Below are 24,304 nucleotides of genomic sequence, written 5' to 3'. Positions count from 1 at the left end.
CGAATTACTCCCCAGCCCTTTTTTCATTCTTCCTTGCGTACCAGTTCTTCTTTCCATGCATAAATTGCTGCTTGCGTTCGATCGGCAAGGTGAAGTTTGCTCAAAATATTGCTCACATGTCCTTTAACCGTTTTTTCGCTTACCACCAGATGAGCGGCAATTTCGGCATTGCTCATGGAATGAGCAATGCACTTCAGCACTTCCTGCTCACGTTCAGTCAGTGTGGTGCAGGGGTTGGGCTTCTCAGCGTGCCGCAGCGCGGATGGCTTCGCCTGACCCTTCTTGAGATGGGTTTGCTTCGCAAATCGGCTTTGTTTACCGCAGAGGGTTCAGGAAGTATTCGTTCTCATCTCCCTCTGCCGCCCAGCCTGTGTACCCGCCGCGCTCGGTTCGTACTTTCCACCACACCCAGCCTTCAGCGCAGGTCGGTCCTTCCAGAATGGTCACGGTCTCGCCGGGCTGGATCCAGCCAACCCGTTCGCTCTCTTTGCCGGGTTCTTTGTGCAGGCGCTGGGGAAGGTCAGGTTCTTTCAGAGTAAATGCCCGCATCCCCACCTGGAGCCGGGAGTATGGGGCATCCTCGCAGGGGCGGGTTGCCCGCTGGATGGGAGTTGCGGTGACTACCGGGGTTGGGGGAAGTTTCTCGCCCGTTTCGATGCGCGCCTGAACCTCACCGTTCTGTGCGTCCAGTCGGTACACCGCGCCATCCGCCGGGGCGTGTACCCAAATCGAACCCGCGGCAGCAGTGATGGACTGCAAAGGCACGCGCAGGGATGTTCGGGACCGCTCCGCGCCGGTGGAGGGATCGAATTGAAGGATATCTCCCCACGGTGTGGCAAGCCATAATGAACCGTAGGCGGACCGCAAATCGGCGTAGCCAATGGGCTTTTGCTGGCGCAGAGAGAAGATACTGTACAGCCTGCCTTCCGGGTTCATGCGATACAGGCGGGCGAATCCCTGAGAAAACATCCACAGGCTCTCATCATCGGCAAAAATGGCATCTTCCAGGAGCCAGTCGTGGGTACCATGCAGGGAAATCTCATCCCGTTGCAGGGTTTGCGGGTTGATGCGGTACAACGGGGTATCCACAGTATTGCGGGTAATCGCCCAGACGTACCCCAGTCCGGTGGTTAATCGAATAACGCTCCCTACTTCAGCATACCCGTTTACCTGACTGGTACCCGGGTCAATGCGAATAACTCCACCATTGGGGATGTATTCTTCATAAGGACGCAGCACACTGGTAAGGGGACGTTCTTCTATGCCCACCCAAACGCCCCCCTCGCCACATGCCAGTGCGGTGGTTTCCCCCTGAGGAATGGAAATAACTGCTTCCATCTGATAAGTGGTCTGGTTGAAACGCAGGACCTGGTCAGTAGTGCGGTCAAGCGCCCACACGGCGCCTTCGCCAGGGGCAATAATGTCCGGCTGATGCCCGGTGGGAATAATCACCGCAATGCTGTTGCTGGCAGGGTCAATCACCAGCAGGTCGCCGCTGATGGAGTTTGCCGTCCATACCCATTCCATCGGGGATGGAGTGGGGGATGGCGTGGGGGATGGCGAAGGGAATGGAGTGGCGCCTGAACCAGTTTCAACCTCAGGCGAAGGCTGGAGATCCACCACGGGGCTTTCTACAGGCATGACAGGGGTCATTAACATAGCGGAAAGCGGGTTGGCTTGTGAGCAGGCAGTCAACCCAGAGAGCAAAACGGGCAGGAGGATGATGCCCAGAAGCCAGACCGTCACCTTGCTTTGAAGGGGGTAACCCTGGTGGGGTGGGGATTTCAATATCATGCGGGCAACAGGATGGCAATGCGTCATGAGAGTCCCTGTTTCATGTTTCATCCTGTGACAGGATGTGGCATATTGAAGTTTATTTTACCTGTATTCCATCCTGTTGGGAAAAAATGCGGAGTACCGCCGCTTGGACAGTACTCCGCGTGGGGGGAGTAAGGGGGTTGGCTAGTGGAATTTGGGTAACATATCGCCGTGGGCTTCGATCAGATCATCTACCAGGTTCCAGATCTGATCCAGATCCAGTTCGGCGGCGGTGTGCGGATCGAGCATGGCGGCATGGTAGATATGCTCGCGTTTGCCGGTCAGGGCGGCTTCCACCGTCAGGGCTTGCACGTTGATATTGGTTTGCATCAGCGCGGCAAGGTGCGGCGGGAGCATGCCAATCTTGGTGGGCTGGATGCCGTTCTTATCCACCAGACAGGGTACTTCGACGGTGCAACCTTGCGGCAGGTTGTCAATCAAGCCGCGGTTTTCCACGTTCCCGTAAATTACCCGTGGAATGCCCGTTTCCAGAGAGTGGATGATGTAAGAGCCGTATTCGTGAGATTTCTCGATCTGGTCAAATTTGGAAGCAATCTCGGTCACCCACTGGATATCCCAATCGGTGGCGCCTGCCGCGCGCAGTTTTTCCTGAATCAACGGGATGTTGATGGGTAAACCGGGGTTCTCCACCACGTCCTTGGTGGCTTCCCAGCCCGCAATTTGTACCTCACAACGGCGGATGTATTCATCCAGCGGAATGTTGAACTTCTCGATGAGGTCGGGACGATCGCGTTTGATAAACCACGGCACATATTCACTGAAGTGCTCACTGGACTCGGTGACAAAATACCCCAGTCGTTTGAGCATTTCGTAGCGCACGCGGTTCCAGTCGGGCACGCGTCCTTCTTTGTACACCTGGTGGATGCGCGGGTACAGGTCTTCCACCCCCTGAGGGGTTTTGCGCTCAAATTTCAGATAAAACGCCATGTGGTTGATGCCTGCGCACAGGTAGTTGATTTCCTCGATAGGCACGCCAATATCATGGGCAATTTGCATTGCCGTCCCCTGTACAGAGTGGCATAAGCCCACATTGCGAATCTTGCTGGCGCGGTTGAGTGCCCACATGTTCATTGCCATGGGATTGACGTAGTTAAGCAGGAGGGCATGCGGGCACAGTTCTTCCATCTCTTTTGCCAGATCCAGCAGGACAGGGATCGTGCGCAGGGCGCGCATGATCCCGCCAATGCCCAGGGTATCAGCAATGGTCTGGCGCAGGCCGTACTTTTTGGGAATTTCAAAGTCAATCACTGTGCTGGGGCGGTAACCGCCAATCTGGAACATGGTGATCACATAATCTGCCCCTGCTATGGCTTTGCGTCGGTCGGTAGTGGCTTCTATGGTGGGATGGGCTCCCAGTGAGCGGGCAATTCGTTCTGCGACCAGCCGGGTGGTATTCAGGCGAGTCTCGTCAATATCCATCAAAGCGATGGTGGAGTTGGCGAGTTCCGGAAAACTGAGGATATCTCCCAGCAGGTTTTTAGCAAAGACCGTGCTTCCGGCTCCGATAAAAGCAATTTTGGGCATACGAGTCTCCTTTCTCTTTTTGAGTTCAATTATTGGATTGAAAATTGTGGCAGCCATGGCTTTTGGGCTTCAAGCATTTCCCGAACCATGGCATGGATTTGCGGCAGGGTGCACACTGCCGCGGTCAGCGGATCCAGCATCACGGCATGATACACGGCATCCACTTCGCCAGAGAGGGCGGCTTCCACAATTAATTCCTGTACATTGACGTTTGTGCGGTTTAATGCCGCCAGTTGAGGGGGTAAATCGCCAATGCTGACCGGTTGAATGCCGCTGGCATCTACCAGACAGGGCACTTCTACCGTGCATCCATGCGGCAGGTTGGTAATCAGCCCAAAGTTAGGTACATTGCCGTTGATTTTGACAGGTTTGTTGGTCTCGATGGCTTCGATGATATACGAACCATATTCATGACTTCGCTGAGTGCTCAAGGTGCGCACGCCGTCGAGCAGTTCCTGAAATTCCTGCTGGAACGTTTGAGCGGTGCGCTCGCAATGGCGCAGGTAGCCACCGGTGCGCCCGAAGTCAAACCAGAAGTCCTGTGGACTCTTGAAGCGCGGCACCAGATCTTTTTCAATCATCTCCACGGATTTGCGGAAGTAGGGCACGTACTCACTGGCATGTCCGCTGGATTCGGTGACAAAGTAACCAAAATACTTCATTAATTCGCATCGTACCGGTTCGGTCTCGTAAATTTCAGGTTTTTCGATGGCTTTCCACAGCGCCGGGTAAAGGTCTTCCTTCCCACGGCGAAATTCCAGGAAGAAAGCCTGGTGATTGATTCCGGCGCAGAGGAAGTTCACTTCCTCATAAGGTACCTGAACCCACTGTGCCAGCATCTCGCTGGTGCCCTGTACCGAGTGACATAACCCTACAAAAGGACGTCCTGAACCGGCGCTCACTGCCCAGCAATTTGCCGCCATGGGGTTGACGTAGTTGAGAAGCAAAGCGTCTGGAGCGAGATCGTCCATCTCATCGCAAATATCGAGCAGGACCGGAATAGTGCGCAACGCCCGGAAGACGCCACCCGGTCCCAGCGTATCTCCTACGCACTGTCCAACGCCGTATTTCAGAGGAATTTCAATATCCAGCCGATATGCGTCTAATCCCCCTTGTTGAAAAGTGGTGATGACGTAATCCGCGCCGGTAAGGGCTTCCCGGCGGTCCAGGGTCGCCTCAACGTGGGCTTTCAACTTTCTCTGCTGGATTAAGGCTTCTACCAGTTTGTAAGCCGCGTTTAATCGCTCGGCGTTAATGTCCATCAGGACGATGTCACTTTCTTGAAGCGCCGGGGTGAGCAGAATATCGTTGCAAAGGTTGCGGGTGAAGACGGTGCTTCCGGCGCCAATCAGTACAATTTTTGCCATGCAGTCATCCTTTCATTATCCAGTTATGCAATTTGCCCAAAGGGCAGTTTTTCCGCCCAGCGTCCGATCAGCGGGAGGGGAGCAATCAACCCGCGTACGGCGTTTGCCATGCCGATCACCCATGCAACTACCGCAAAAATCCATGCTGCAATTACCAGCGCAAACATGGAAATGCTCAACACAGGTCCCACCAGGGGAATCCAGGCTACCAGAAAGCCCAGAACTGCCCAACCCAAAAAAACTCCTGCCGCAAAGAACACCAGACCGAGAGCCTGCAGGGCATGGTAGCGGGCGTAGTCATCATGGCGTTCAAAGATCAACACGTAAAGGCTTCCCAAAAAGAGCACGAAATAACTGAGAAAGGCAGTGATGCGTGACCGGTCCATGTCATTCTCCTCCAATTCCTCGTAGACTCAATTCTCCGGCAAAGTGACATGAAGCAAAATGTCCGGGTTCTACTTCTCGCAAGGTGGGTTCCTGTTGACTGCAAATGTCTCGGGCGTACCGACAGCGTGGGTGGAACACGCAACCCTTGGGCGGATTGGCAGGGCTGGGTACGTCCCCCTGGAGAGGAATGCGGTGCATTTTGATATCGGGGTCGGCAGGAGGGATGGCGGAAACCAGTGCTTCAGTGTAGGGATGGAGGGGGTGGTAGAGCACATTTTCGGTTTCGGAGAGTTCCACGATTTTTCCCACATACATCACGGCAATGCGGTCCGAAATGTGTTCCACGACCGACAAATCATGCGCCACAAAGATAAGGGTCAAACCCAGATCTTCTTTCAGATTCTGCAGCAGATTTAGAACCTGAGCCTGAATGGACACATCCAGCGCAGATACGGGTTCGTCGGCAACGATCAGGCGCGGGCTGAGAGAAAGGGTACGGGCAATCCCGATGCGCTGGCGTTGTCCGCCCGAGAACTCGTGCGGGTAGCGATCCATGTAAGCGGGGTCGAGACCCACGGCAGTCATCAAATACGCCACCCGATCTTCCAGTTCTCTTCCCCTGGCAATGTTGTGGATGATGAGCGGTTCGCCGATGATTTCCTTAACCGTGCGGCGCGGATTGAGTGAACTGAACGGGTCTTGAAAGATCATGCGCATTTCACGGCGCAGGGGCATCATTTGTTTTTGGGTGTATTTAGAAATTTCTACCCGTTCCCCGTCTTTCTTGCGGAACCAGATTTCCCCATCGGTGGGGTCATACAACCTCAGGATGGTGCGCCCCGCTGTTGTTTTTCCACATCCACTTTCCCCAACCAGCCCGAGCACTTCATTTTCCCGAACGGAAAAACTGATGCCGTCCACCGCTTTGACGTACCCCTTAATGGTCTGGAAAAACCCTCCGCGGATGGGAAAGTACATTTTCAGGTTCTTAACTTCGAGAATTGGGTCCGAAAACGAACTGATTGTCATATGATTGCCTCTAGAGGATGGTATAGGGGTCTGCGGCGTCTCTTAAACCATCGCCGAGGAAGTTCCACCCCAGCACCGCTATGAATATGAAGAACACCGGAGAGATAATCCAGATATTGAAGCCCAGTGTCTGGATGGTCTGTGCTTCGCGCATCATCACTCCCCAGGAAACCAGAGGTTCCTGAATGCCAATTCCCAGGAAACTCAGGAAACTTTCTGCCAGAATGATGGTCGGAATGGTGAGGGTGAGCACGACAATGGTATGGCTGAGTGTGTTGGGGTACAGGTGATGGAAGATGATGCGCCAGTCTGAGGCGCCCATTTCTCGAGCGGCAAGGACGAAATCGGTCTCCCGCAGAGACAGGACTTTTCCGCGCACCTCACGCGCCAGCAGAGTCCATGAAAGCAGGGCAAAGATAGAAGACATGACCACAAAGACAGCAAACTGATCCCATGTGTCGGGAATGATTGCTGCCAGCGCCATCCATAATGGCAACTGGGGGAAGGATTGCACAAACTCCACAAATCGTTGCATGTACGTGTCGACAGCACCGCCAAAGTAACCTGAGATGACCCCCAGCACAGAGCCCACTGCCACACTGATAATGGTACCGAACAGGGACATGGAGAGCGAAATCCGCCCTGCCAGACAGGAGCGGGAGAAGATATCGCGCCCAAATTTGTCCGAGCCGAGCAGAAAGATCATCCCCTCAGGATCTTTCAAGCCATACAGGTGAATGTTCATGGGGATAAAGCCCAGCAGTTTATACTCCCAGCCACGGACAAAAAAGTAAATGGGGTAGGCTTTGGAGGTGTCTTCTACCCATTTAGGGAACATGTTCTCATCCAGCACCTGTTTCCATCCATAAATGAATGGACGGAGATGAAATTTACCCTCGGCATCAATAAAATGTACCCGATGAGGGGGAATGTACCCGCTGCGCATGTTGAGTCTAACGGGGTCGTATGGTGCAAAGAAATCGGAAAAAATCGCCAGGACAATCAACATGATCACCATCAAACCGCCCAAAATGGCGATTTTGCTCTTGCGGAAGCGCCGCCAGACCAGTGTTCCATAGGACTCATGTTCTCTGGCGCGCAGGATAACGGCTGAAGCGGATTTTAGTTTTTTGTTTGCCATGTGAACCTCCGCAAGTTTTCTCAACTCAACCGGATGCGCGGATCAACCAGTGCCAGTACGACATCGGCAATCAAATTGCCGAGCACCAGCAGGACGCTGTAAATAAGCAGGAAGCCTCCCGAAACATAAATATCCTGATTAACCAGCGAACTGTAAAACATGGGTGCCAGCGAAGGCATGTTGAGCACGATGGCGGCTTCCAGTTCTCCCTGAAGCATGTAAGGTAATACGGTACCCTGATACATGATGATAGGGTGCAGTGCGTTTGGCACGGCATGCTTGTTGATGACCACATCTTCCCTCAGCCCTTTGGAACGCGCTGTGGTGACGTACTGCATGTTCAGCACGTCCAGCAAATTCCCGCGCATGACCCGCATGTTGCGGGCAATGCCGCCAAACCCTGCAATGACGATGACGGGCCAGGAATATTTCAGGATGTCCACAAACTTTGCCCACGAGAGCGGTGCAAAGGAATATTCAGGGGAAACAAAACGATTGACGTAAGGAGATTTCAATTCAATGACCAGGAAATACACTGCAATGATTGCCAGAAAAAACCGCGGCGCCGCTGTGCCAATAAAAGCAAACACCGTGGCTGCGTAATCGCCGATGCTGTATTTGTGCGTGGCAGAATAAATGCCGATGACAATACCAAAGATGGTAGAAATGAGATGGGCAGAGAGTGCCAGAAAGAGCGTCCGGGGGAGACGTTCGGCAATCAATTGCCCTACATCTTGCTTATAGGCGAAGGAATACCCGAACTTTCCTTCAGTGACGATCCCCTTAATCCAGTTGAGATACTGCTCATAGACAGGGCGATCCAGACCGTAGATTTTTCGGTACTCGTTTGCCGCCTTTTCTGCATCTACGGGCGACATGTTTGCCTGATTGATCAGGAAGTTCTGATAGGTGGTGGCAAAGTCTCCTGGTGGCAGTTGAATGATAGCAAAGGAAACAATGCTGATTCCCAGTAATAGAGGGATGGAAAGCAACAGGCGGCGCAAGATGTAACTGATCATACCGGCTCCAGTCCAGAGGAGGATGAGGGGGGAGGGGATTGCCCTCCCCCCGGAAACTACAGGTTACTGGCTAAAATCGGGATAGGGGAAATCTACACCCGGCAGTTTCTTGGGGTAAATTTCCTTCTGACCCAGCACCCAGCGGTCGGGCTCATCCAGCCAGATTTGCTCGGGCAGGAAGTTGTTGAAGTCCCACTGATACAGGAAGGGCGGTGTGCCGATGGGAACGTTCTTGAAGTACTTGTTCAGCATCAGCCCGTAGCGACCCACCACCAGACCGATGGTGTACACATTTTCGGTGTGGAGTTTGTTGTACTCAAACATCAGGTCCTGCATCTTTTGCGGGTCGCGTTCCAGACAGAAGGCGTTGGCAATTTCCACCATCTTCTTCTCATAGTCCGCATATTCTTCGGGCTGGCTTCCTTCGCGGTGCCAGGAGAATTCTTTGACGACGGGGGCAATTTCCTTACAACGCACGTTCGGTGTCGCGAACGCCTGACCCGGGCGGGAAATGCGCATTTCCCATTCGCCATTGGTATTGGCGTCGGCCATGGCTGTGTTGGTCAGGATGCGGAAGTTCACCTTAATGCCAATGTCCTGGAAGAGCAGGGTCAGCGCCTGTCCGAGGGTAGCGCCGGCGGAGATGTCTTCCCATGTGGTCATGCTGATTTCGACGTTCTTGCCCGCCATTGGACCTTCGGTCCAGTTGAGAATACCATCGTTATCGGTGTCCTTCAGCCCAATTTCGCTCAGCAACGCGCGGCTGGTATCGGGCGAGAACGGATAGTACACCACCGATTCCTTGTTGAAGAAGTCGGAACCGGGGAACAGACCGCCGGGCCAGGGGCGGAAGAATGGGCCGTTGGTCAGCGAACGCGCCAGACCATCGCGGTCAATCGCCTGGGTAAGGGCGCGGCGGAAGCGTACATCGCGCAGCAGGTCGCGCACAGCCGCATCGCGTTCATCCTTCACCCCAGTATATTTGGCTTGGTTGACTTCCAGCCAGAAGCCCAGGGTTTCAGGTCCCCACTCCACGCGGAAGGGCGCGTTGGGGTTGCTGGCTTGCTTGACTGTCTCATCAAAGGTTTCGGGGTTCTCTACGTTGGAATGATCCGCCGTACCGGCAATGGTGTTGAGGGTGCGGGTGACACCTGTCTTGGAGTAGGTCCACTGTACCTCATCCAGGTAGGGTAACTGGCAGCCGTTCTCGTCCACCTTCCAGTAGTACGGATTGCGGCGCATGACCATGAACTCGTCGGTCTTGTATTCCACCGGCACCCAGGGACCCATGGTAACGATAGGCAGTTTGTTGGGGGGCAGGGCATCGCGGTAGGACTGGTAATCCTTGCCGCCATATTTCGGGTGCAGAGGTTTGAGAATGTGCGCGGGACCCGGCGAGAAGATCAGGTTGGTCATGTTGTAGAGCATTGAGAGCGGGTAGGGCACCGGGAAGGTCCACTTGACGGTGTATTTATCCAGTGCTTCGAGTTTGATCGGCTTGCCCTCGATGGTCCAGAAGGATGCCTGAGTCCAAGAGTTCACATTGGGGTCGAGGATGTTGTCTTCCCACAGGAACATGATGTCTTCGGTGGTGAATTCCACGCCATCCGACCACTTGGCACCTTCTACAAAGCGCATGATCAGTTCAGTGCCATCCGCCGACCATTCCCACGATTTCGCCAGTTGCGGGATGGGCTCAACGTTCTTGGTCAGGAACATGGGACCGGTCATCAACGGCTCTTCCTGAACAATGGCTTCAATACCGAACCATCCCTGGCTCACGCCAGCCGCCCAGTTCCAGCCCTCGGTAGGGGCTGCCCACACGCCGCGCCACACACCGCCGTACTTGCCCAGCCCATCTGACATGAAGCCGGCTTTGTACACAAACGGCTCTTTGGGCAGACGTTCTTCTACCGGCGGCAGTTTCCCAGCCTTTACCAGATCGGCCACCCAGTCAGGCTCGCAGTACTTATCCAGTTTCTTGAATTCAACGATTTCGTTGATCTCGAATTTCTTGGGTTCGCGCATGCCTGCCATCAAGGGTGCATCCGGATAGGGGATGGGACCGGCGAGGACCAGTTTCTCTACCTCGACCGTCTTGACGACTTCTTTCTCTTTCTCAACGACGACCGTTTCCACCACTTTCTCAGGGGTGGGGGTTGCCTGTGGTGCGCAGGAAATCAACATGGCTGCGATCACCAGCAGGGAAACGAGTGTTAAAATGCTCTTTTTCATATCCTTACTCTCTCCTTTAGAACGAAAGAACTTGACAGGTGAAAGGTGCTTAAGCAGTTCAAATTTCTGGTTTCTTCCGACTTCATCACCTCCTCGCACGCTGGATTTTTCCGGTTGTTACTCATAAAGCCAGCACGAAACCCAGTGCCCGCTCTCTTTTTCCTGCAATTCAGGATTGACCTCGCGGCACTTAGGCATGACTTTGGGACAGCGGCTGGCGAATGGACAGCCCGGGGGGATGTTCATGGGACTGGGGACGATGCCTTCGATGGGGACGAGGACTTTCTTCCCTTTTCTTCCCAAAACGGGCACAGAATTTAACAACCCTACTGTGTATGGGTGCAGACTGCGGTGGAAGATATCGTTGGTTGTTCCATATTCCACTACCTTACCCAGGTACATCACGGCCACAAAATGCGCCATCTGGGAAACCACACCCAGATTGTGGGTAATCATGATGATGGATGAGTCAATATCCTCCTGCAACTGGCGCATCAAGTCGAGGATTTGTGCCTGGACGGTCACGTCCAGCGCGGTAGTGGGCTCATCCGCAATCAAAATGGAAGGATTGCAGGACAGCGCCATGGCGATCATTACCCGTTGGCGCATGCCCCCCGATAGTTGATGGGGATATTCCCGCAGGCGTTGCTTGGGCATGGCAATCTGGACTTTAACCAGCATCTCCAGCGCACGTTCCAGTGCTTCTTTTTTGCTTACCTTTTGGTGAAGTTGTACCGCTTCAGCAATCTGGTCGCCAATGGTGTAGAGTGGATTCAAAGACGTCATTGGCTCTTGAAAGACCATGGCAATCTCTCCACCGCGGATGGCGCGCATTGTCTGAGAGTGCCGGTCCAGTTTGGCAAGATCGAGAACCTGCCCAAAAGTGCGGGAGCGCAACAGAATTTCCCCCGAGACAATTTTCCCGGGCGGTTCCTGAATCAATCGCATGATGGACATGGCGGTGATACTCTTCCCGCAACCGCTTTCGCCGACCAGCCCAAGTGTGGTCTTTCGTTGAAGCGACAGGTTAACGCCGTCTACGGCACGGACAGTGCCTTTTTCCAGGAAGAAGTACGTTCGCAGGTCTTTGATTTCCAGCAAAGGAAGCGAGTCAGTGGTTGAAGTCCCATTCATGCGCTGATTTCCTTAGATTTAGGAGAAGATTGGTGAAGGATTTGCTTAAGCGTCTGTGCCAGTTGATTGGGCAGGACAGGTTTAACCAGAAACTTCCCTGCCGCCGGGGGAATTTCGGCACGGTGTTCGTCCTGTGTACTGCAGAAAATGATGGGAATATGCCGTGGAATGCAAAATTCTGCCAGTTTCTGGAGGAAATCCCAGCCTTCGCCATTCTCCATTGCCGGTTCAAAGACAATTGCCGCAAGATGCTCCTGGGTGAGGAGAGGAATGGCTTCTGGGATGGAAGAACAGGGAAATACCACATATTCATCGGAAAGTTCCCGTGTGTACAGTTCAAGCGTTGGATGGTCATCATCCAGAATGAGAACGGCAGGCTTCATCTATGTTCCTCCAGAATGGAACCTTTAGCGCCTGTCCCTGAGATACAAAAGAAAATCAGGGGGTAATAGATTACCAGTTTCAGTATAGGAAAATTGTTGCCGCCAGAATTGGATTTTAAGTTGATAGTTTAGGAAAATTCACCGTTCGCGCGAAAGGCTGACGTGAGGCATCCCGGCGATAATTCTGGGGGGTGTCTCCCATCAATCTGGTGAAGACGCGCGTAAAGTAGCCAGGATCGCTGAATCCCACCTGCAAAGCAATGGCTTTGATATTCAATGAGGTTTCCTGCAGCAGACGGCAGGCAATCCGGATGCGCAAACGGGTCAGGTACTCCCATGGTGTCAGGTGCATTTCCTCCCGGAACAGCGAGGTAAAGTAATTCTCGCTCAGGTTGACGGACCGGGCAATGTCTTTGCGGCTGATGGGGAGCATGTAATTCTGGTGAATGAATGCGAGTGCCTGCCGGATGAGCGGGCTGGAGTTTTCTCCGTTGTGGGGATGTCCCAGAATCTCCTGGAGCACCTCTTTCCACTCTTCCGGGGTGAGAATTTCCTTACTCTGGAACGAGACGTAAGGATAATTCAACCGCTGAATGTCGGCGTGGGTTAACAACTTGCCGCTGATGACAATCACCGGCACAGTGCGGGTATGAGGCTGGCGGCGTAATCGTTCCAGTAATTCAAAACCGCTCATCCCCGGCATCAGCAAATCCAGCAGAATCAATGCAGGGGTCTGTGATTGCAGACACTGGATTGCCTCTTCTCCGCTGGAGGCTTCCAGAACCGCGGTTTGAGGAAAATACGTTTCAATGAGACGGCGATATGTCATTCGAGCCTGGGCATCATCATCCACGATCAGGAAAGCGCGCCTGCCTGGCTGGCTGGGAGCAAGGGCGGTAATCCATTCCAGCAGGGTTTCGGAACGGGTGGGTTTGGTCAGCACCTGCACCAGTCCGGTTTCTGTCGGGGAATGGTGGAAGAGCAGAAAGGGGAGATCTCCCATATCCACCTGGGTGTGCAACCACTGATACAGCATCCAGTCTTCGGTGCTGGCACAGTCCAGATCCCACGCCAGGGCTACCGGGTGATAATGCTCAAGGTGAACTTCCAGGTCTTTGGGGGAACGTATGAACGCCGGAACGAAATTCTGGTTAGCGCAAATTTCCCGGATGGTGGGTGAAATTTCTCCCCGTGTGCTCAAAATGAACATGGCTGGCGGGAGGTGGTTTTGTTTTTCGTGGTGCTGGCTGGCTTTGCCGCTTAAACCTGGCAGGGGCAGATAAATGTAAAATGTACTTCCCTTGCCGGGTTGGCTTTCCAGCGTCATCGTTCCCCCGTGCAGGGCAATCAGGTGACGGGTAATGCTCAACCCCAGCCCAATGCCGCTGGGACGGCGCTTTCCCATGCTGGCGCTGAAAGGCTCAAACAATCGTTCTTGCTGTTCCAGCGAAATGCCTTCGCCTGTATCTGCCACGGAGATGCGCAAAAAAGGCGGTTCAATTTGCGCGCTTAATACAATCTCTCCCGCGTGGGTGAATTTGCGCGCATTGCTAAGCAGGTTTAACAGAATTTGCTTCAACCGTGCCGAATCTACCTGTACGATGGGCAGGCGTTCGGGAACTTCCACCCGCCATCGGATAGAAGGATGATGCTCATCCGAGCGGGCAAACGTCTCAAAGGCTTCCAGGATGATCGGACGAGGGTCAATCCACTCGAAGTACATGTTCAAAGCACCGATTTCTGCCCGGGAAAGGTCGAGCAAATCGTTGATCATGCGCAGAAGGTGCTCTCCGCTTTGAGAAATGGTTTGCAAATCCCGCTCCAGTTCTTCGTCGTGATGTCCACTGCGCTTGTGGCGGGTGAGGGCTGATTGCGCATAGCCTAAAATCACATTGAGCGGGGTGCGCATCTCATGTCCTACATTTGCCAGCAGGCGGGTTTTTAACTGATTGGCTCGCTCAGCGGTGTTCTGGGCGTTGCGGGCTTCCTGATAAAGACGCGCATTTTGAATGGCGATTCCCAGCATATCTGCCAGCAGTTGTAATCCCTGCTGTTGTTGAATTAACGAGGGGGTCGGCTGGTCCCTGCGCAAGTCCAGCACGCCAATTGCTTCCTGAGCGATATGAATGGGAAGGAGCACCCGCGAGCGTATCCATGGATGACTGGGGTCAGCCTGATAACGCTGACTGAATGAAAAATCGGGGATCAAAATGGCTTCATTGCGTCTTAATGCCTCTCCGGGCAGTCCGCTGTGTTCGAGTGAGATGTGTGCCTCACTGCCAATCAGAGGTTGCAGACTTTGCGTGTCCTGCCGGAGAAGATACACCTGTACATCGTTAAAGCCGTACGATTCCCGAATCAAATCGGCAATGGTGCTGACCAGTTGATCCTGATCGAGAATGGCGCCAATTTTTTGGATGATCCGGGCGCTGGTTTCGAGATGATGAAAGCGAAAAACTTCGTTTTCGCGGTTGAAACCGACCAGCCGGTTCGGCAGTCCTGCAATGGCAATCAGTTTCCGGGTTGCCGTAGCGGCAACGTTTTCCGCTGTGATGAGTCGAATAGTATGGAAAATGTGGGGTGGGAAGGGTTTTCCGCTGGCGGCGTCTCGAGCGATGAGTAACGCACGCGTTCCAAAGTCTTCAGCGCAGGTTTCCACAGTGGCAGTCATGGTTCCATTGGCAATGGCTTCCAGTGCCAGAGGATCGCCGTTAAGCCCTACCAGAAGAGTATGCGGAGCAAAGATGCCCATCTCATGTCCGACATCTCGCGCCGCCAGTGCCACCCAATCCGAGGCGCCAAAGATGGCATCTACGGGTCCGCGCACGTGCTGAAATGCTTCTCGCAAAGCCTCACAGGCGGGAGCATAACTCCAGTATGCTCCAATGACTTCGAATTGAATCTCGGGGAATTGCTTCATGGCAATGCTGAAGCCTTCCAGACGGCTCTCGCCGCGGTCTTCTTCAAGCGGGTCTTCCATAAAAGCCCCGATGAACAGCACCCGCCCTTTACCATTCAACTGTTTACCGATAAATTCCCCTGCAAGGTTTGCAGCCTCACGCAATCCGATGGGGGTGACCAGCAGAGGGTGACGCAGTGTGGTTTCACCCAACTGGATAATGGGTAATCCGGCATTCAACAGGGTCTGTGTGGTTGCCTGAGGAAGGATGGTGGAAATGAAGGCATCCAGCCGATGCGCCAGAATTTCCTCCGCAACGGCATAAGGATCATACGAGCGAACCGCTTTAAAGTTTTCCGCAAAGTTAAATACTTTGAATTCAGCGCCTACTTTCTCGTTCGCACGCTGGATGGCTTCATAAGTCTGGATCCAGAAAGGGTCTCCCGGGTAAATCAGGATTCCAATGACGGGCGGTTGCATAGGCTCGACCTGGGACAGAATGGATACCGCTTGATCAAGTTGATTATAGCATTCTTAAATTCAAGGTTAAGGGAAACGGTATATAATCATTTCTGTTATGTCCCTTGAGGAAAAAGTACTTCTAAACGCGCAAAGGGTATGTCAGATTTCCCCAGAAGTGCCACTGGTTCTGGGCGTTTCCGGGGGAGCCGATAGCGTCTGCCTGATGGATGTGCTTCATCGCGCCGGTTTTCACCTGATTGTGGCGCATTTTGATCATCAGTTGCGTCCAGAATCTGCCCGTGAAGCCGGTTGGGTGCGAGACCAGGGCGAGCAGAGAGGGCTTCGGGTGGAAATCGGGCAGGGGGATGTGCAGGCTTTGGCAAAGGAAAAACGCATGTCCATTGAAGAAGCCGCGCGAGAAGCCCGCTACGCTTTTCTCTTTGGGCTGGCTCAGCGTACCGGTGCGCAGGCGGTTGCTGTTGCCCATACGGCAAGCGATCAGGTGGAGACAGTGCTCATGCATCTGATTCGCGGTACCGGGCGCAGGGGGTTAATGGGCATGCCCTATCGGGGCTTTCTGAATCAATTTTCGACTACCATCCCGCTGGTGCGTCCCATGCTCTCCATCTGGCGGGAAGAAGTGCTGGCGTACTGTCGGGAACGTCATCTGGTGTGGATTGAGGATCCGTCCAATCAAGATCTGCGCTATACCCGTAACCGCCTGCGCTATGAAATTCTGCCTCTTCTGCAGCGCATCAATCCACGCATCGAAGAAGCCATCTGGCGTACGGCGATGCTTCTGGCAGATGAAGAAGAAATTCTGGAGGATGCATTCCAGCAGGCATGGAATCAGTGTGTGCTGGAGCAGTCATCTACACAGATTGTGTTTACAGGGGAACGCTTGAAAAAACTCTCGCCCGGGCTTCAGCGAGGGGTGATCCGCTGGGCTTTGCCCTTGCTTCGCCCGGCGATTCGCGATGTGGATTTTGAGACCGTGGAACGGGCTTTGCAGTTTATCCGTCAGCCGACTCAATCGCGCCACATTCATCTCATGGCGGGACTGGGAATGCGTCTGGAGGGAGAGCGTCTTATTCTGGAAGACGAAACCCTTTCGAAGAAGATTTCTGCCGAATTTCCGCAAATACTGCATGGCGGGCTATTGAGCCTTTCCGTTCCTGGCAGGGTGAATTTACCCAATCATTGGGTGGTGGAAATTCAGGCAGTGAAGGCTTTGCCTGATTCCTGGGATGATGTCAGCCGATGGGAAGCCTTTGTGGATGGCGATTTAACCGGTGATGTGTTTGAGGTGCGTCCCTATCACCGTGGAGAGCGCTTTCAACCTCTGGGGATGGGGGGAAAATCACGCAAAATTTCCGATTTCTGGGTAGATGCAGGGCTTCCCCGGCGCTTACGAAACGGCTGGCCCCTGGTCTGTGCCCGTGGAGAGGTGGTCTGGATTCCGGGGTTTCGGCTGGATCACCGTTATAGAATCACTCCCGGGACGGGAAAGATTTACCACCTGAAGGTGAGGCGAGAGGGAAGTTAACCACCCTGCTCTGCCAGCTGGCGCAATTTCATGGAAATTTCACGCCATTGAATCTTGGAAACCCCCAGTTTCTGGCGAATTTGATCCCCTTCTACCCCGTTTTTCCAATCCATCAGGGCGCTGGTCCAGCGGCACATGTCGAATGAGAGATGTTTGGAAATTCCCGCCGCCTCGCTTAAATCTTCCAGTATGTATTCCAGACGCCGTGGAGACCACGGGAAGATATGCTCGGCAGGCTGATATTGAGCCAGATATTCCTGATAAGCCTCAATCCATTCCGAAGAGAGGGGAAGATTGCGCTCTTTATAACGGTTCGAGGGGCTGGCATAGCGCACATACAGGACCGGACCCTCTTTGCCTTCCGGATCGATGTGATTGCGGGTGATGGCAAGACATTCGCTCTTCTTGATGGCGGTTTCCAGCAGAAGTTTGACCAGGGTGTAAGGGCGTGCATCGGGTTTGGAGCGAGTACGCCAGGTGCGTGCTACTTCCAGAACGGCATCTACTTCTTCAGGGGTAAGCACTTCCGGCAATGGGCTGATGACGGACTGCTGGATCACCCGTAAGGCGGGATCGTTCAGGAGCACCCCACTGCGTTGAAGCCACCGGAAAAAGGCTTTGATGGAGGTGATACGCCTTGCCAGACTCTTTGGACTGCAGGGAACGCCGCGTCCTTTTTCCAGCCACTGGAGGAAATGGTTTAAATCTTGTGTGGTGATCGAGCCAAGGGTTTTATCCGGAGGCAAAAACGATGCCAGCAAATTCAGGTCCCCCATGAAGGCTTTGATGGTATGAGGCGACCTTCCCTGGTCTTTCAGGAAAATTTCCCATGTTAAAATCGCCGGCATGAGCGGCGTATGGACTGTCAGGTGGGCAACCGGGGAGGAAGTGGTTTCCGGTATCATGGGGACTCCTTAACCTTTGCGTATAGGTGAGATTAGTCTACCCCGGGGATGATTTTTTGTCAAATTTCCCAAAGGATGAATTTTCAGCGGTACACCGCTTCGTACACAATGGCACGAATGGCATACAGGTTGGGCCATAAAACCCATGCACCTTCCGGCGTGATATATGGGGCGGCTTCGGCAGGGGTGAGTGTGTACCGGCGGATGCGTTCCGGATTTTGCATGACTTCCTGGGCAACAGGGACCAGGGTAAGCAGGGAATCCAGGGTGAGATTGGTTTCCACAGAATTCACATAGGCGGCGTAAATTTCCGGAGCGCGGCTGATGCCATCCAGACTCATCAGTTTCTGGAAAATCCCGTAAAGCACTTCCTGAGCCCGTCGCAGGCGGTCGAAATCGCTGGAAGAATACCGTGAGCGCACGTACCACAGAGCCGTTTTGCCGTCCATGGGAACCGTTGCAGGCGCCTCAATGGTGCAGTACCCTCGCCCATCAGCCCACGGTAAATCGCACTTATCCGAGAGCGACTTCCGAACTTTGACGCTGATGCCGCCCATACTGTCAATGATGCTGACAAAGGCTTGCATATTGGTCATCACGTAATAGGTGGGACGCACGCCAAAGTTGTATTCGAAGGTGGATGCCAGCGTATGAAAGCCGCCTGCGGCAAACGCTGTGTTGATTCGGTTCGTCATCCATCCGGGAATATCTACATACAGATCCCGGGGGAAAGACACCATGCGGATGGTGTTATCGTCGCGGTGAATGGAAACCAGGACGATGACATCGGTGCGAAATCCCCCGCCGGGACGGGCATCTGAGCCAAGGATCAGGATGTTCACCACATCGCTGGAGATGACTCCTCCTTCGGGAATGCCAAAGGGAGAACGCGTCATCTGCACGTTGGGGGCTTCAATACCCAGGGTGGGGGTGGGTTCCGGGGTTGGGGTGGCGGTGGGAATTGGAGTGGGGGTAATGGGAAGAGGTTGGAAGGGCGTGGGGGTAGCCGTGGCATCCAGGGCGGGGGTGATCAACTGGTAAGGTTTCCCGGGGACCATGGGCGTGGAAGAAGCCATTTCAACAGACTGTATGGGCAGGCCGCAGGCCTGGGTGATAAAGATGAGAATGAGGGTGAATACCAGTACTTTCTTCACAAAATCTCTCGTTCAGGGAGTGGATGAGGGTGTCTCGCTGGGGACAGGCGTATCGGTGGGGATGGGAGACGGGGTATAAGTCGCTGTAGGCGGTTCAGAGGTGAAGGTTGGGCTGGGTGGAACAGGGGTGAAGGAGGGCGGCACCGGGGTGTGGGTGAAGGTTGGGGAAGGAGGTACCGGGGTTGTGCTGGGCGGTATAGACGTTTTCGTGGATGTGCGTGTAGGGGTCAAGGTTGGCGTGATGGGCAGGAACGGCACGTAAAGGGGCATGCCTGCCTGAATGGCGCTGGGGTTGCTCAGGCAATTTGCCAGTTGCAGATCTGCCACCGTAACGCCCAGAATGCGGCTGAGCCGGTAAAGGGTATCTCCGGGTTTGACGATATAAATCACCCATCCGGGAGGCGGTCCGCACACCTTTACGGTGGGTTGGGGCTCGGTGGCGGTGGGACGTTCAGGTTCGGAGGCTCGCGTGGCAGTTGGGGTAGGCAGGGGCGGAACAAAGATCACCGTGCCGGGCGTCAACTGTGAAGTAAACAGGCAGTTGGCTTTGCTCAAATCTTCTACGGAAACTTGAAACTGAGCAGCCAGATCCATGAGGGTGTCACCGCCCTGAACGGTCAAAGGCACCCATCCAGAGGGCGGGGGGCACTGGGTTGGAGGAAGCGGGGTAGCCGTAGGGTATGGGGTGGGGCTGGGTTCGCCGGGTTGCAGGGTTACCGGTACAGCCGTTTCGGTTGGGGTGGGAAGAAAAATGATATTTCCCCCCTCAATCACCGAAAGAGAAAGTGCTCCCAGCACCAGCACGGTGGAGAGCAATCCGGTAAGTAAACCTGAAACCAGTTGCCTGAGACTGCTCATTCTTCAGGATTCCCCTTTGTCCCTGCCGCATGGAGCGGGAGCAGGACGCTGAACGTGGTGCTTCCCTGTTCCAAATTGCTTTCTACCCAGATGCGCCCTCCATGGGCTTCTACAAGGGTTTTGGTAATGGAAAGCCCTACGCCGCTATCGGCAATGCCGGGAAGAACAACGTCCTTTCGGTGCGCAAAGACTCTGGGTAGATCTTTTGGGGCTATCCCCCCGCCGCGGTCGCTCACCTGAAGCACCACAAAATGACTGCTGTCCTCTTGCTGGAGAATTGCCTTCAGCCGGATATCTTTCTGGGGCGGCGTGACCTGAATGGCATTCTTCAGAAGTTCGATCAGTATCTGGTGTAGCGCGTCCCGGTCAGCATAGACGGGCGGTAGATGTTCAGGCAATTCAATGGAGATTTGCAGTTCCTTCTCGGTCAAGAATGAGCCCAGTTCTTGCAGGGCATTATCCAGTACCTGATCCAGTTCCACTGTCTGCTGGACCAGTTCCAGCGGTCCGCGGTTGAGCAGGGTTAACTGGATGAGATCATCCAGCAGGGTGCGCATTTGTTCCGCAGCATTGCGCACTTTTTCCAGAAACTTGCGCTGTAACCCGCCCAGGATGCCAACCGTTTCGGCGAGGAGTAAATCCGTGTACCCCATTACTGCCGACATCGGACGGCGCAGTTCTTGAATCAGCACGGCAATGGCTTCGGTATCATCCTGGGTGGCGCTGGTAGACAGGCTGAGCCGCCGCTCCAGTTCCAGAATGCGCTGATTGGATCTGGCTAACTGGTTTTGTAAATGCGCCACCTCTTCCAGCGTAAGGCGCAATTCCTTTTCCAGTTGAGTGGAAGCACTGGAGGGCGACGAAACCGGCGATGCCTGGGCGCTACGCAATGCTTCGTTCAATCGGCGGTTTTCAGCCCGCAGTTCTTCCAGCACTTTTTCCATCTCCCGTTGATGTTTCAGCAGGGTTTCGATCTGTGCCGAAGCCCCGGCACTTTCGGGAGAGGCGGATTTCCTTAGAGATTGTACTTCCTCAAGGATCTTCTGGTGAGACTGGCGTAACTGTTCCAGTTCCTGTTGTAGCAGGGTATTCTGCTGTCGCAGGCGCTGGAGTTCATCATCTCCGCGCGATGATTTTTCTCGTTCGAGGAGCAACCGCACAATCTCTTCGGTTTCGGTAGCAAGGTAAGTACTGTCATCGGCTGTCCATACCCTGCCGGAATATGGCGTGAGCAGGAAAAGTCCACCCCAGGGTTGGTGATTGTGTTCCAGAGGAATCAACAGGAAGTTTCCTGCCCGCTCCAGTCCCAGAGTTTGAGCAAGCGCATCCAGTTCAGGCAGTTCAAATTCGCTGAAGTTGACGCGCAGTCCCTTCCCTTTTGTGAGCGAGGCGGTGATGGCAGGGATTTTGGTGCGCTCGATATAGGTTGGGGGAATGGGTTCGTCTTTGACCATGTCGTACCCACCCGTGAGCGGGATGGGGGCAAATTCATTGTCGGGGATGCGGGCGACGTAACATAAATCTGCCAGCATGGTTTGGGCTACGGCTCGCGCGACCCCGCTGTGCAGTTTTTCTTTGTCCTGTAAAAGGCTCAAATCCAGCCAGGAATGAATGATGCGAATGTCCAGCGCATGCTGATGGGCAGGGGAGAGGTGTTCTTCTGGATATGGCTCTGCCGCTTCCCATTCAGTCACCTGACTCTGAACCTGGACATGAACCAGCAGACTGGGCAATAGCGGCAATCCTGCCAGAAATCCCAGACGTAAATACCCGGAAAAGTGCTCCCCTGTTGGGGGTAAATACAATTGGGCAAGCGCTCCCAGTCCCATCAGGGCAAACATGGCGATCCCAACTCCCCAGTTGCCCCTACGCTGGAAGATTAATCCGATGATCATGGCAACCAGCAGAAGGAGAATAGCCAGAGTAACGCTCCAATCCTGCCATGAGCCGTTAAAGGGAGTGCCGTTGCCTTCCTGGAGCCAGGTGGTGTAGAACAGCAAAAACATAAACACTGCCGCCAGATTGAGAACACCAACAAGGATTTCTCCCAGGCGCGATGGGGTTGGGAAAAGCCAGAGCCAGCCAAGCCACGCCACGCTCCAGAACAGGATAACCCGATCCAGCACTGGCAGAAAAATGGTGGCTGAAATTATCCCCTGCCAGGCCAGTCCACTGGCTACAAACAACCCCAATTGCCCCAACAGGAGCAGATTTAACCCCAACAGCAGGCGTCCGCTGCCCTCTGGAGCGTGACTCCGCCGGGCAATCAATGCGACCTGCAGGGTGGCAAATACAACAAATGCCAGCACCAGGTGATAAATCAGGTTACCTGGCGGGGTAATCAACAAACCAAGGAGCGATTGAGAGATTGTGTTCATGGAGGTTTGACTTTTAAAAATTATAGCATCGTTCCCTGCGTTCCTTATTTTTGTATTGAAATTGGACACATTTCTGAATCTCATCATGCAAGGATTGTGCCAGACTGGATTTTGAAAACCCGGAAGAGAGGTAAACCAGTTCCGGAAGAATCCCAAAAACATCTTGACTTTTTGTTTTGAAGGGCTACAATACTTATTAATCATTAATTAGTTTCTTAATTTTCTGCCATGCGTACGATTGCCACAATTACAGCCAGTGAAATGCGAGCCATCAACCGCTCTGCGGTCCTGGAGGTGATTCGCCAGTATGCCCCTATCTCCCGGGTGGAGATTGCCAACCGGCTGGGAATCTCTCTCCCCACGGTAATGCGGCTGGTGGATGATTTGCTTGCCGAAGATCTCATTTGCCCCTCTCAAACCAGCCTGGCAACGGGAGGACGCCGGGGGGAATTGCTGGAATTTAACGCCTCAGGGCATCTGGTGGTTGGAGTGGATCTGGGCGGGACAAAAGTCCACGGCGCCATTGCCGATTTGGCGGGAAATATCCTCCATGAGGTCAATGTAACCGGGCATATGACCCATGGAGAAGACAGTTATGCCCTGCTGGTGAAATTACTGGAAAATCTCAGTTCGATTGCCACCTCTTCTGGAAAGCACTTGCTTGGGTTGGGCGTAGGCGTTCCCGGGGTGGTTCATCCAGAAAGCGGCGAAGTGGGGCTGGCGCCCGCTCTGAACTGGAATGATTTTCCTCTTCGCCCGCGTTTGGAGCGTTATTTTGGTCTGCCCGTGGTGGTGGAGAATGATGTGAATCTCGCTGCCCTGGGAGAACTGTGGTATGGCGCTGGACAGGATGTCAATACCCTTGTGCTGATTACAGTGGGAACCGGCATTGGCGCCGGTGTGATTGTAAATGGTTGCCTTTACGCCGGAGCGCACTTCATGGCGGGGGAAATCGGGTACCTCGTTCCAGACCGTTCTTTTTTGGGTAAGCCCGTGGACGGATTTGGGGCGCTGGAACAGCTGGCTTCAGGCACCGGGATTGCCGAGCGTGCCCGTCAAAAACTCACTGGCAGGCGCCCGGCGGAGATGATTGCATCTTTAACCGCCGAGGATGTCTTTGAAGCCGCTCGTGCTCAGGAACTCTGGGCAATGGAAGTGGTAGAAGAGACGGTAGACTGGCTGGCGCAAGCCATTGCTGCCATCCAGCTGGTAGTGGATCCAGAATTAATCCTGCTGGGCGGCGGCGTTTCAAACTCTGCTGATTTGTTGATTGATCCTGTCCTGAAGCGTTTGGAAGGGGTGATTCCCGTTCAACCGGTGTTGATTCCATCCCGATTGGGATATCGGGCAGGAGTGTTAGGCGCTGTAGTCAAACTGTTGCGAGTGACCGCCAACTATTATTTGCTTCAAAAGTTTTCCTGATCCCCGGGTCTGCGGGAGAGGGGTTTAGGGAAAGCGGTTCTATTTTACGTTTGAAACAAGAGGAGGAAAACATGAGTCGGTTTGTTTGTTCACTGCTGGTCGTTTTGCTGGTGTTTGGAATGCTGGCGGGATGCTCTCCCGCGGCTACCACTCAACAGCCTGCGGAGCCCGCCAAACCAGAGCAACCCCAACAGGTTACGCTGAAGGTGTGGGATATTCTGGTCAGTCCGACGGAAGATGAAGTTGCCAAACAATTGATCGCTGAATTTGAGGCGGCGCATCCCGGCGTGAAGGTGGAGCGCGAGACCATGACCTTTGACCAGATGAAATCCCGGGCGAAACTGGGACTGAGCGCCGCAGATGGTCCCGATGTTGCTCAAATCAATCAGGGTTATTCCGATATGGGCGCTCTGGTCGCTGCCAATCTGCTGGTGGATCTGACCCCCTACGCGAAGAAGTACGGCTGGGACAAAAAACTTTCCCCCGGTATCGTGGCGCGGAATTCCTTTACCCCTGACGGAAAAACCATGGGCGAGGGGAATTTATACGGCGTGCCGATCACCGCTGAACTGGTGGGCGTGTTCTACAACAAAGAGTATTTTGAGAAGGCTGGCGTAAGCGT

The 24,304-nt window shown here is 54.0% G+C and carries 18 protein-coding genes and 1 pseudogene (1 of these 19 running past the window's edge); 3 read left to right on the top strand and 16 right to left on the bottom strand.

All coding sequences use genetic code 11. The features are described from left to right. Positions 1–23 precede the first annotated feature (23 nt). The 12 genes and pseudogenes from LHF31_RS00595 to LHF31_RS00540 form a co-directional block, all read right to left on the bottom strand. Positions 24–245, bottom strand: a pseudogene (locus LHF31_RS00595) (response regulator transcription factor); the annotation flags it as partial. 70 nt (positions 246–315) lie between these two features. Then, complete coding sequence (locus tag LHF31_RS00590) at positions 316–1,821, bottom strand: SH3 domain-containing protein (protein WP_298006438.1); 1,506 nt, start codon at positions 1,819–1,821, stop codon at positions 316–318. Between the two features lie 141 nt (positions 1,822–1,962). After that, the gene (locus LHF31_RS00585) at positions 1,963–3,363 is read right to left on the bottom strand and encodes an alpha-glucosidase/alpha-galactosidase (protein ID WP_303773143.1); all 1,401 of its coding nucleotides are present in this window, start codon (positions 3,361–3,363) and stop codon (positions 1,963–1,965) included. Positions 3,364–3,392: 29 nt separating this feature from the next. Next, a complete protein-coding gene (locus LHF31_RS00580) occupies positions 3,393–4,730 on the bottom strand; it encodes an alpha-glucosidase/alpha-galactosidase (RefSeq protein WP_298003279.1) in 1,338 nt (445 codons plus the stop codon). A 23-nt stretch (positions 4,731–4,753) separates the two neighbouring features. Beyond that, positions 4,754–5,116: a DUF4870 domain-containing protein gene (locus LHF31_RS00575; protein WP_298003282.1), complete on the bottom strand. Its 363-nt coding sequence runs from the start codon at positions 5,114–5,116 to the stop codon at positions 4,754–4,756. Between the two features lies 1 nt (position 5,117). Further along, on the bottom strand, positions 5,118–6,146 hold the full coding sequence (locus LHF31_RS00570; protein ID WP_298003285.1) for an ABC transporter ATP-binding protein: 1,029 nt from the start codon (positions 6,144–6,146) through the stop codon (positions 5,118–5,120). Positions 6,147–6,156: 10 nt separating this feature from the next. Further along, on the bottom strand, positions 6,157–7,287 hold the full coding sequence (locus LHF31_RS00565) for an ABC transporter permease (RefSeq protein ID WP_303773141.1): 1,131 nt from the start codon (positions 7,285–7,287) through the stop codon (positions 6,157–6,159). A gap of 20 nt (positions 7,288–7,307) precedes the next feature. After that, positions 7,308–8,306, bottom strand: coding sequence for an ABC transporter permease (locus LHF31_RS00560; protein WP_298003293.1), 999 nt, complete (start codon positions 8,304–8,306; stop codon positions 7,308–7,310). A 63-nt stretch (positions 8,307–8,369) separates the two neighbouring features. After that, complete coding sequence (locus LHF31_RS00555; RefSeq protein WP_298003296.1) at positions 8,370–10,541, bottom strand: ABC transporter substrate-binding protein; 2,172 nt, start codon at positions 10,539–10,541, stop codon at positions 8,370–8,372. Between the two features lie 117 nt (positions 10,542–10,658). Continuing rightward, complete coding sequence (locus LHF31_RS00550) at positions 10,659–11,675, bottom strand: ABC transporter ATP-binding protein (protein ID WP_298003298.1); 1,017 nt, start codon at positions 11,673–11,675, stop codon at positions 10,659–10,661. Next, the gene (locus LHF31_RS00545) at positions 11,672–12,058 is read right to left on the bottom strand and encodes a response regulator (RefSeq protein WP_298003301.1); all 387 of its coding nucleotides are present in this window, start codon (positions 12,056–12,058) and stop codon (positions 11,672–11,674) included. Before LHF31_RS00545 ends, LHF31_RS00550 begins: the two co-directional genes overlap by 4 nt. Before the next feature lie 115 nt (positions 12,059–12,173). Then, a complete protein-coding gene (locus LHF31_RS00540; RefSeq protein WP_303773139.1) occupies positions 12,174–15,437 on the bottom strand; it encodes an ATP-binding protein in 3,264 nt (1,087 codons plus the stop codon). A gap of 97 nt (positions 15,438–15,534) precedes the next feature. Here LHF31_RS00540 and tilS point away from each other — a divergent pair, with 97 nt between their 5' ends. Then, positions 15,535–16,965: a tRNA lysidine(34) synthetase TilS gene (tilS, locus tag LHF31_RS00535; protein ID WP_298005104.1), complete on the top strand. Its 1,431-nt coding sequence runs from the start codon at positions 15,535–15,537 to the stop codon at positions 16,963–16,965. On the opposite strand, the gene LHF31_RS00530 is transcribed toward tilS, so the two are convergent. The 4 genes from LHF31_RS00530 to LHF31_RS00515 form a co-directional block, all read right to left on the bottom strand. Further along, on the bottom strand, positions 16,962–17,870 hold the full coding sequence (locus tag LHF31_RS00530; RefSeq protein WP_303773137.1) for a site-specific integrase: 909 nt from the start codon (positions 17,868–17,870) through the stop codon (positions 16,962–16,964). The two genes, tilS and LHF31_RS00530, sit on opposite strands and share 4 nt — an antisense overlap. A gap of 83 nt (positions 17,871–17,953) precedes the next feature. Then, positions 17,954–19,024 (bottom strand): LCP family protein, encoded by a 1,071-nt coding sequence (locus LHF31_RS00525; protein WP_298010702.1) that lies wholly within the window; start codon positions 19,022–19,024, stop codon positions 17,954–17,956. 12 nt (positions 19,025–19,036) lie between these two features. Then, the gene (locus LHF31_RS00520; protein WP_298010705.1) at positions 19,037–19,882 is read right to left on the bottom strand and encodes a LysM peptidoglycan-binding domain-containing protein; all 846 of its coding nucleotides are present in this window, start codon (positions 19,880–19,882) and stop codon (positions 19,037–19,039) included. Beyond that, positions 19,879–22,260, bottom strand: a complete 2,382-nt coding sequence (locus LHF31_RS00515; protein WP_298010708.1) for an ATP-binding protein — start codon at positions 22,258–22,260, stop codon at positions 19,879–19,881. Before LHF31_RS00515 ends, LHF31_RS00520 begins: the two co-directional genes overlap by 4 nt. 228 nt (positions 22,261–22,488) lie before the next feature. Between LHF31_RS00515 and LHF31_RS00510 the strand changes: the two genes are divergently transcribed. Continuing rightward, the gene (locus tag LHF31_RS00510; protein ID WP_298010711.1) at positions 22,489–23,682 is read left to right on the top strand and encodes an ROK family transcriptional regulator; all 1,194 of its coding nucleotides are present in this window, start codon (positions 22,489–22,491) and stop codon (positions 23,680–23,682) included. A 71-nt stretch (positions 23,683–23,753) separates the two neighbouring features. After that, positions 23,754–24,304, top strand: the 5' portion of a protein-coding gene (locus LHF31_RS00505) for an extracellular solute-binding protein (protein WP_298010714.1). 787 nt of this gene lie beyond the right edge of the window; the window shows 551 of its 1,338 coding nt (coding positions 1–551); its start codon is at positions 23,754–23,756; the stop codon falls past the right edge of the window.

It is taken from the genome of Anaerolinea thermophila, assembly GCF_020723905.1.
Lineage (GTDB): Bacteria > Chloroflexota > Anaerolineae > Anaerolineales > Anaerolineaceae > Anaerolinea > Anaerolinea thermophila_A.
Note: the sequence above shows the minus strand (reverse complement) of the source record. Positions and strands in the feature narration are given on the sequence as shown.

Bases quoted from the DNA above. Each gene is read 5' to 3' on its own strand.
- LHF31_RS00565 (WP_303773141.1), bottom strand. From the start codon at position 7,287: ATGGCAAACAAAAAACTAAAATCCGCTTCAGCCGTTATCCTGCGCGCC.
- tilS (WP_298005104.1), top strand. From the start codon at position 15,535: ATGTCCCTTGAGGAAAAAGTACTTCTAAACGCGCAAAGGGTATGTCAG.
- LHF31_RS00575 (WP_298003282.1), bottom strand. From the start codon at position 5,116: ATGGACCGGTCACGCATCACTGCCTTTCTCAGTTATTTCGTGCTCTTT.
- LHF31_RS00570 (WP_298003285.1), bottom strand. From the start codon at position 6,146: ATGACAATCAGTTCGTTTTCGGACCCAATTCTCGAAGTTAAGAACCTG.
- LHF31_RS00515 (WP_298010708.1), bottom strand. From the start codon at position 22,260: ATGAACACAATCTCTCAATCGCTCCTTGGTTTGTTGATTACCCCGCCA.
- LHF31_RS00510 (WP_298010711.1), top strand. From the start codon at position 22,489: ATGCGTACGATTGCCACAATTACAGCCAGTGAAATGCGAGCCATCAAC.
- LHF31_RS00580 (WP_298003279.1), bottom strand. From the start codon at position 4,730: ATGGCAAAAATTGTACTGATTGGCGCCGGAAGCACCGTCTTCACCCGC.
- LHF31_RS00520 (WP_298010705.1), bottom strand. From the start codon at position 19,882: ATGAGCAGTCTCAGGCAACTGGTTTCAGGTTTACTTACCGGATTGCTC.
- LHF31_RS00545 (WP_298003301.1), bottom strand. From the start codon at position 12,058: ATGAAGCCTGCCGTTCTCATTCTGGATGATGACCATCCAACGCTTGAA.
- LHF31_RS00585 (WP_303773143.1), bottom strand. From the start codon at position 3,363: ATGCCCAAAATTGCTTTTATCGGAGCCGGAAGCACGGTCTTTGCTAAA.
- LHF31_RS00540 (WP_303773139.1), bottom strand. From the start codon at position 15,437: ATGCAACCGCCCGTCATTGGAATCCTGATTTACCCGGGAGACCCTTTC.
- LHF31_RS00590 (WP_298006438.1), bottom strand. From the start codon at position 1,821: ATGACGCATTGCCATCCTGTTGCCCGCATGATATTGAAATCCCCACCC.
- LHF31_RS00560 (WP_298003293.1), bottom strand. From the start codon at position 8,306: ATGATCAGTTACATCTTGCGCCGCCTGTTGCTTTCCATCCCTCTATTA.
- LHF31_RS00555 (WP_298003296.1), bottom strand. From the start codon at position 10,541: ATGAAAAAGAGCATTTTAACACTCGTTTCCCTGCTGGTGATCGCAGCC.
- LHF31_RS00530 (WP_303773137.1), bottom strand. From the start codon at position 17,870: ATGATACCGGAAACCACTTCCTCCCCGGTTGCCCACCTGACAGTCCAT.
- LHF31_RS00550 (WP_298003298.1), bottom strand. From the start codon at position 11,675: ATGAATGGGACTTCAACCACTGACTCGCTTCCTTTGCTGGAAATCAAA.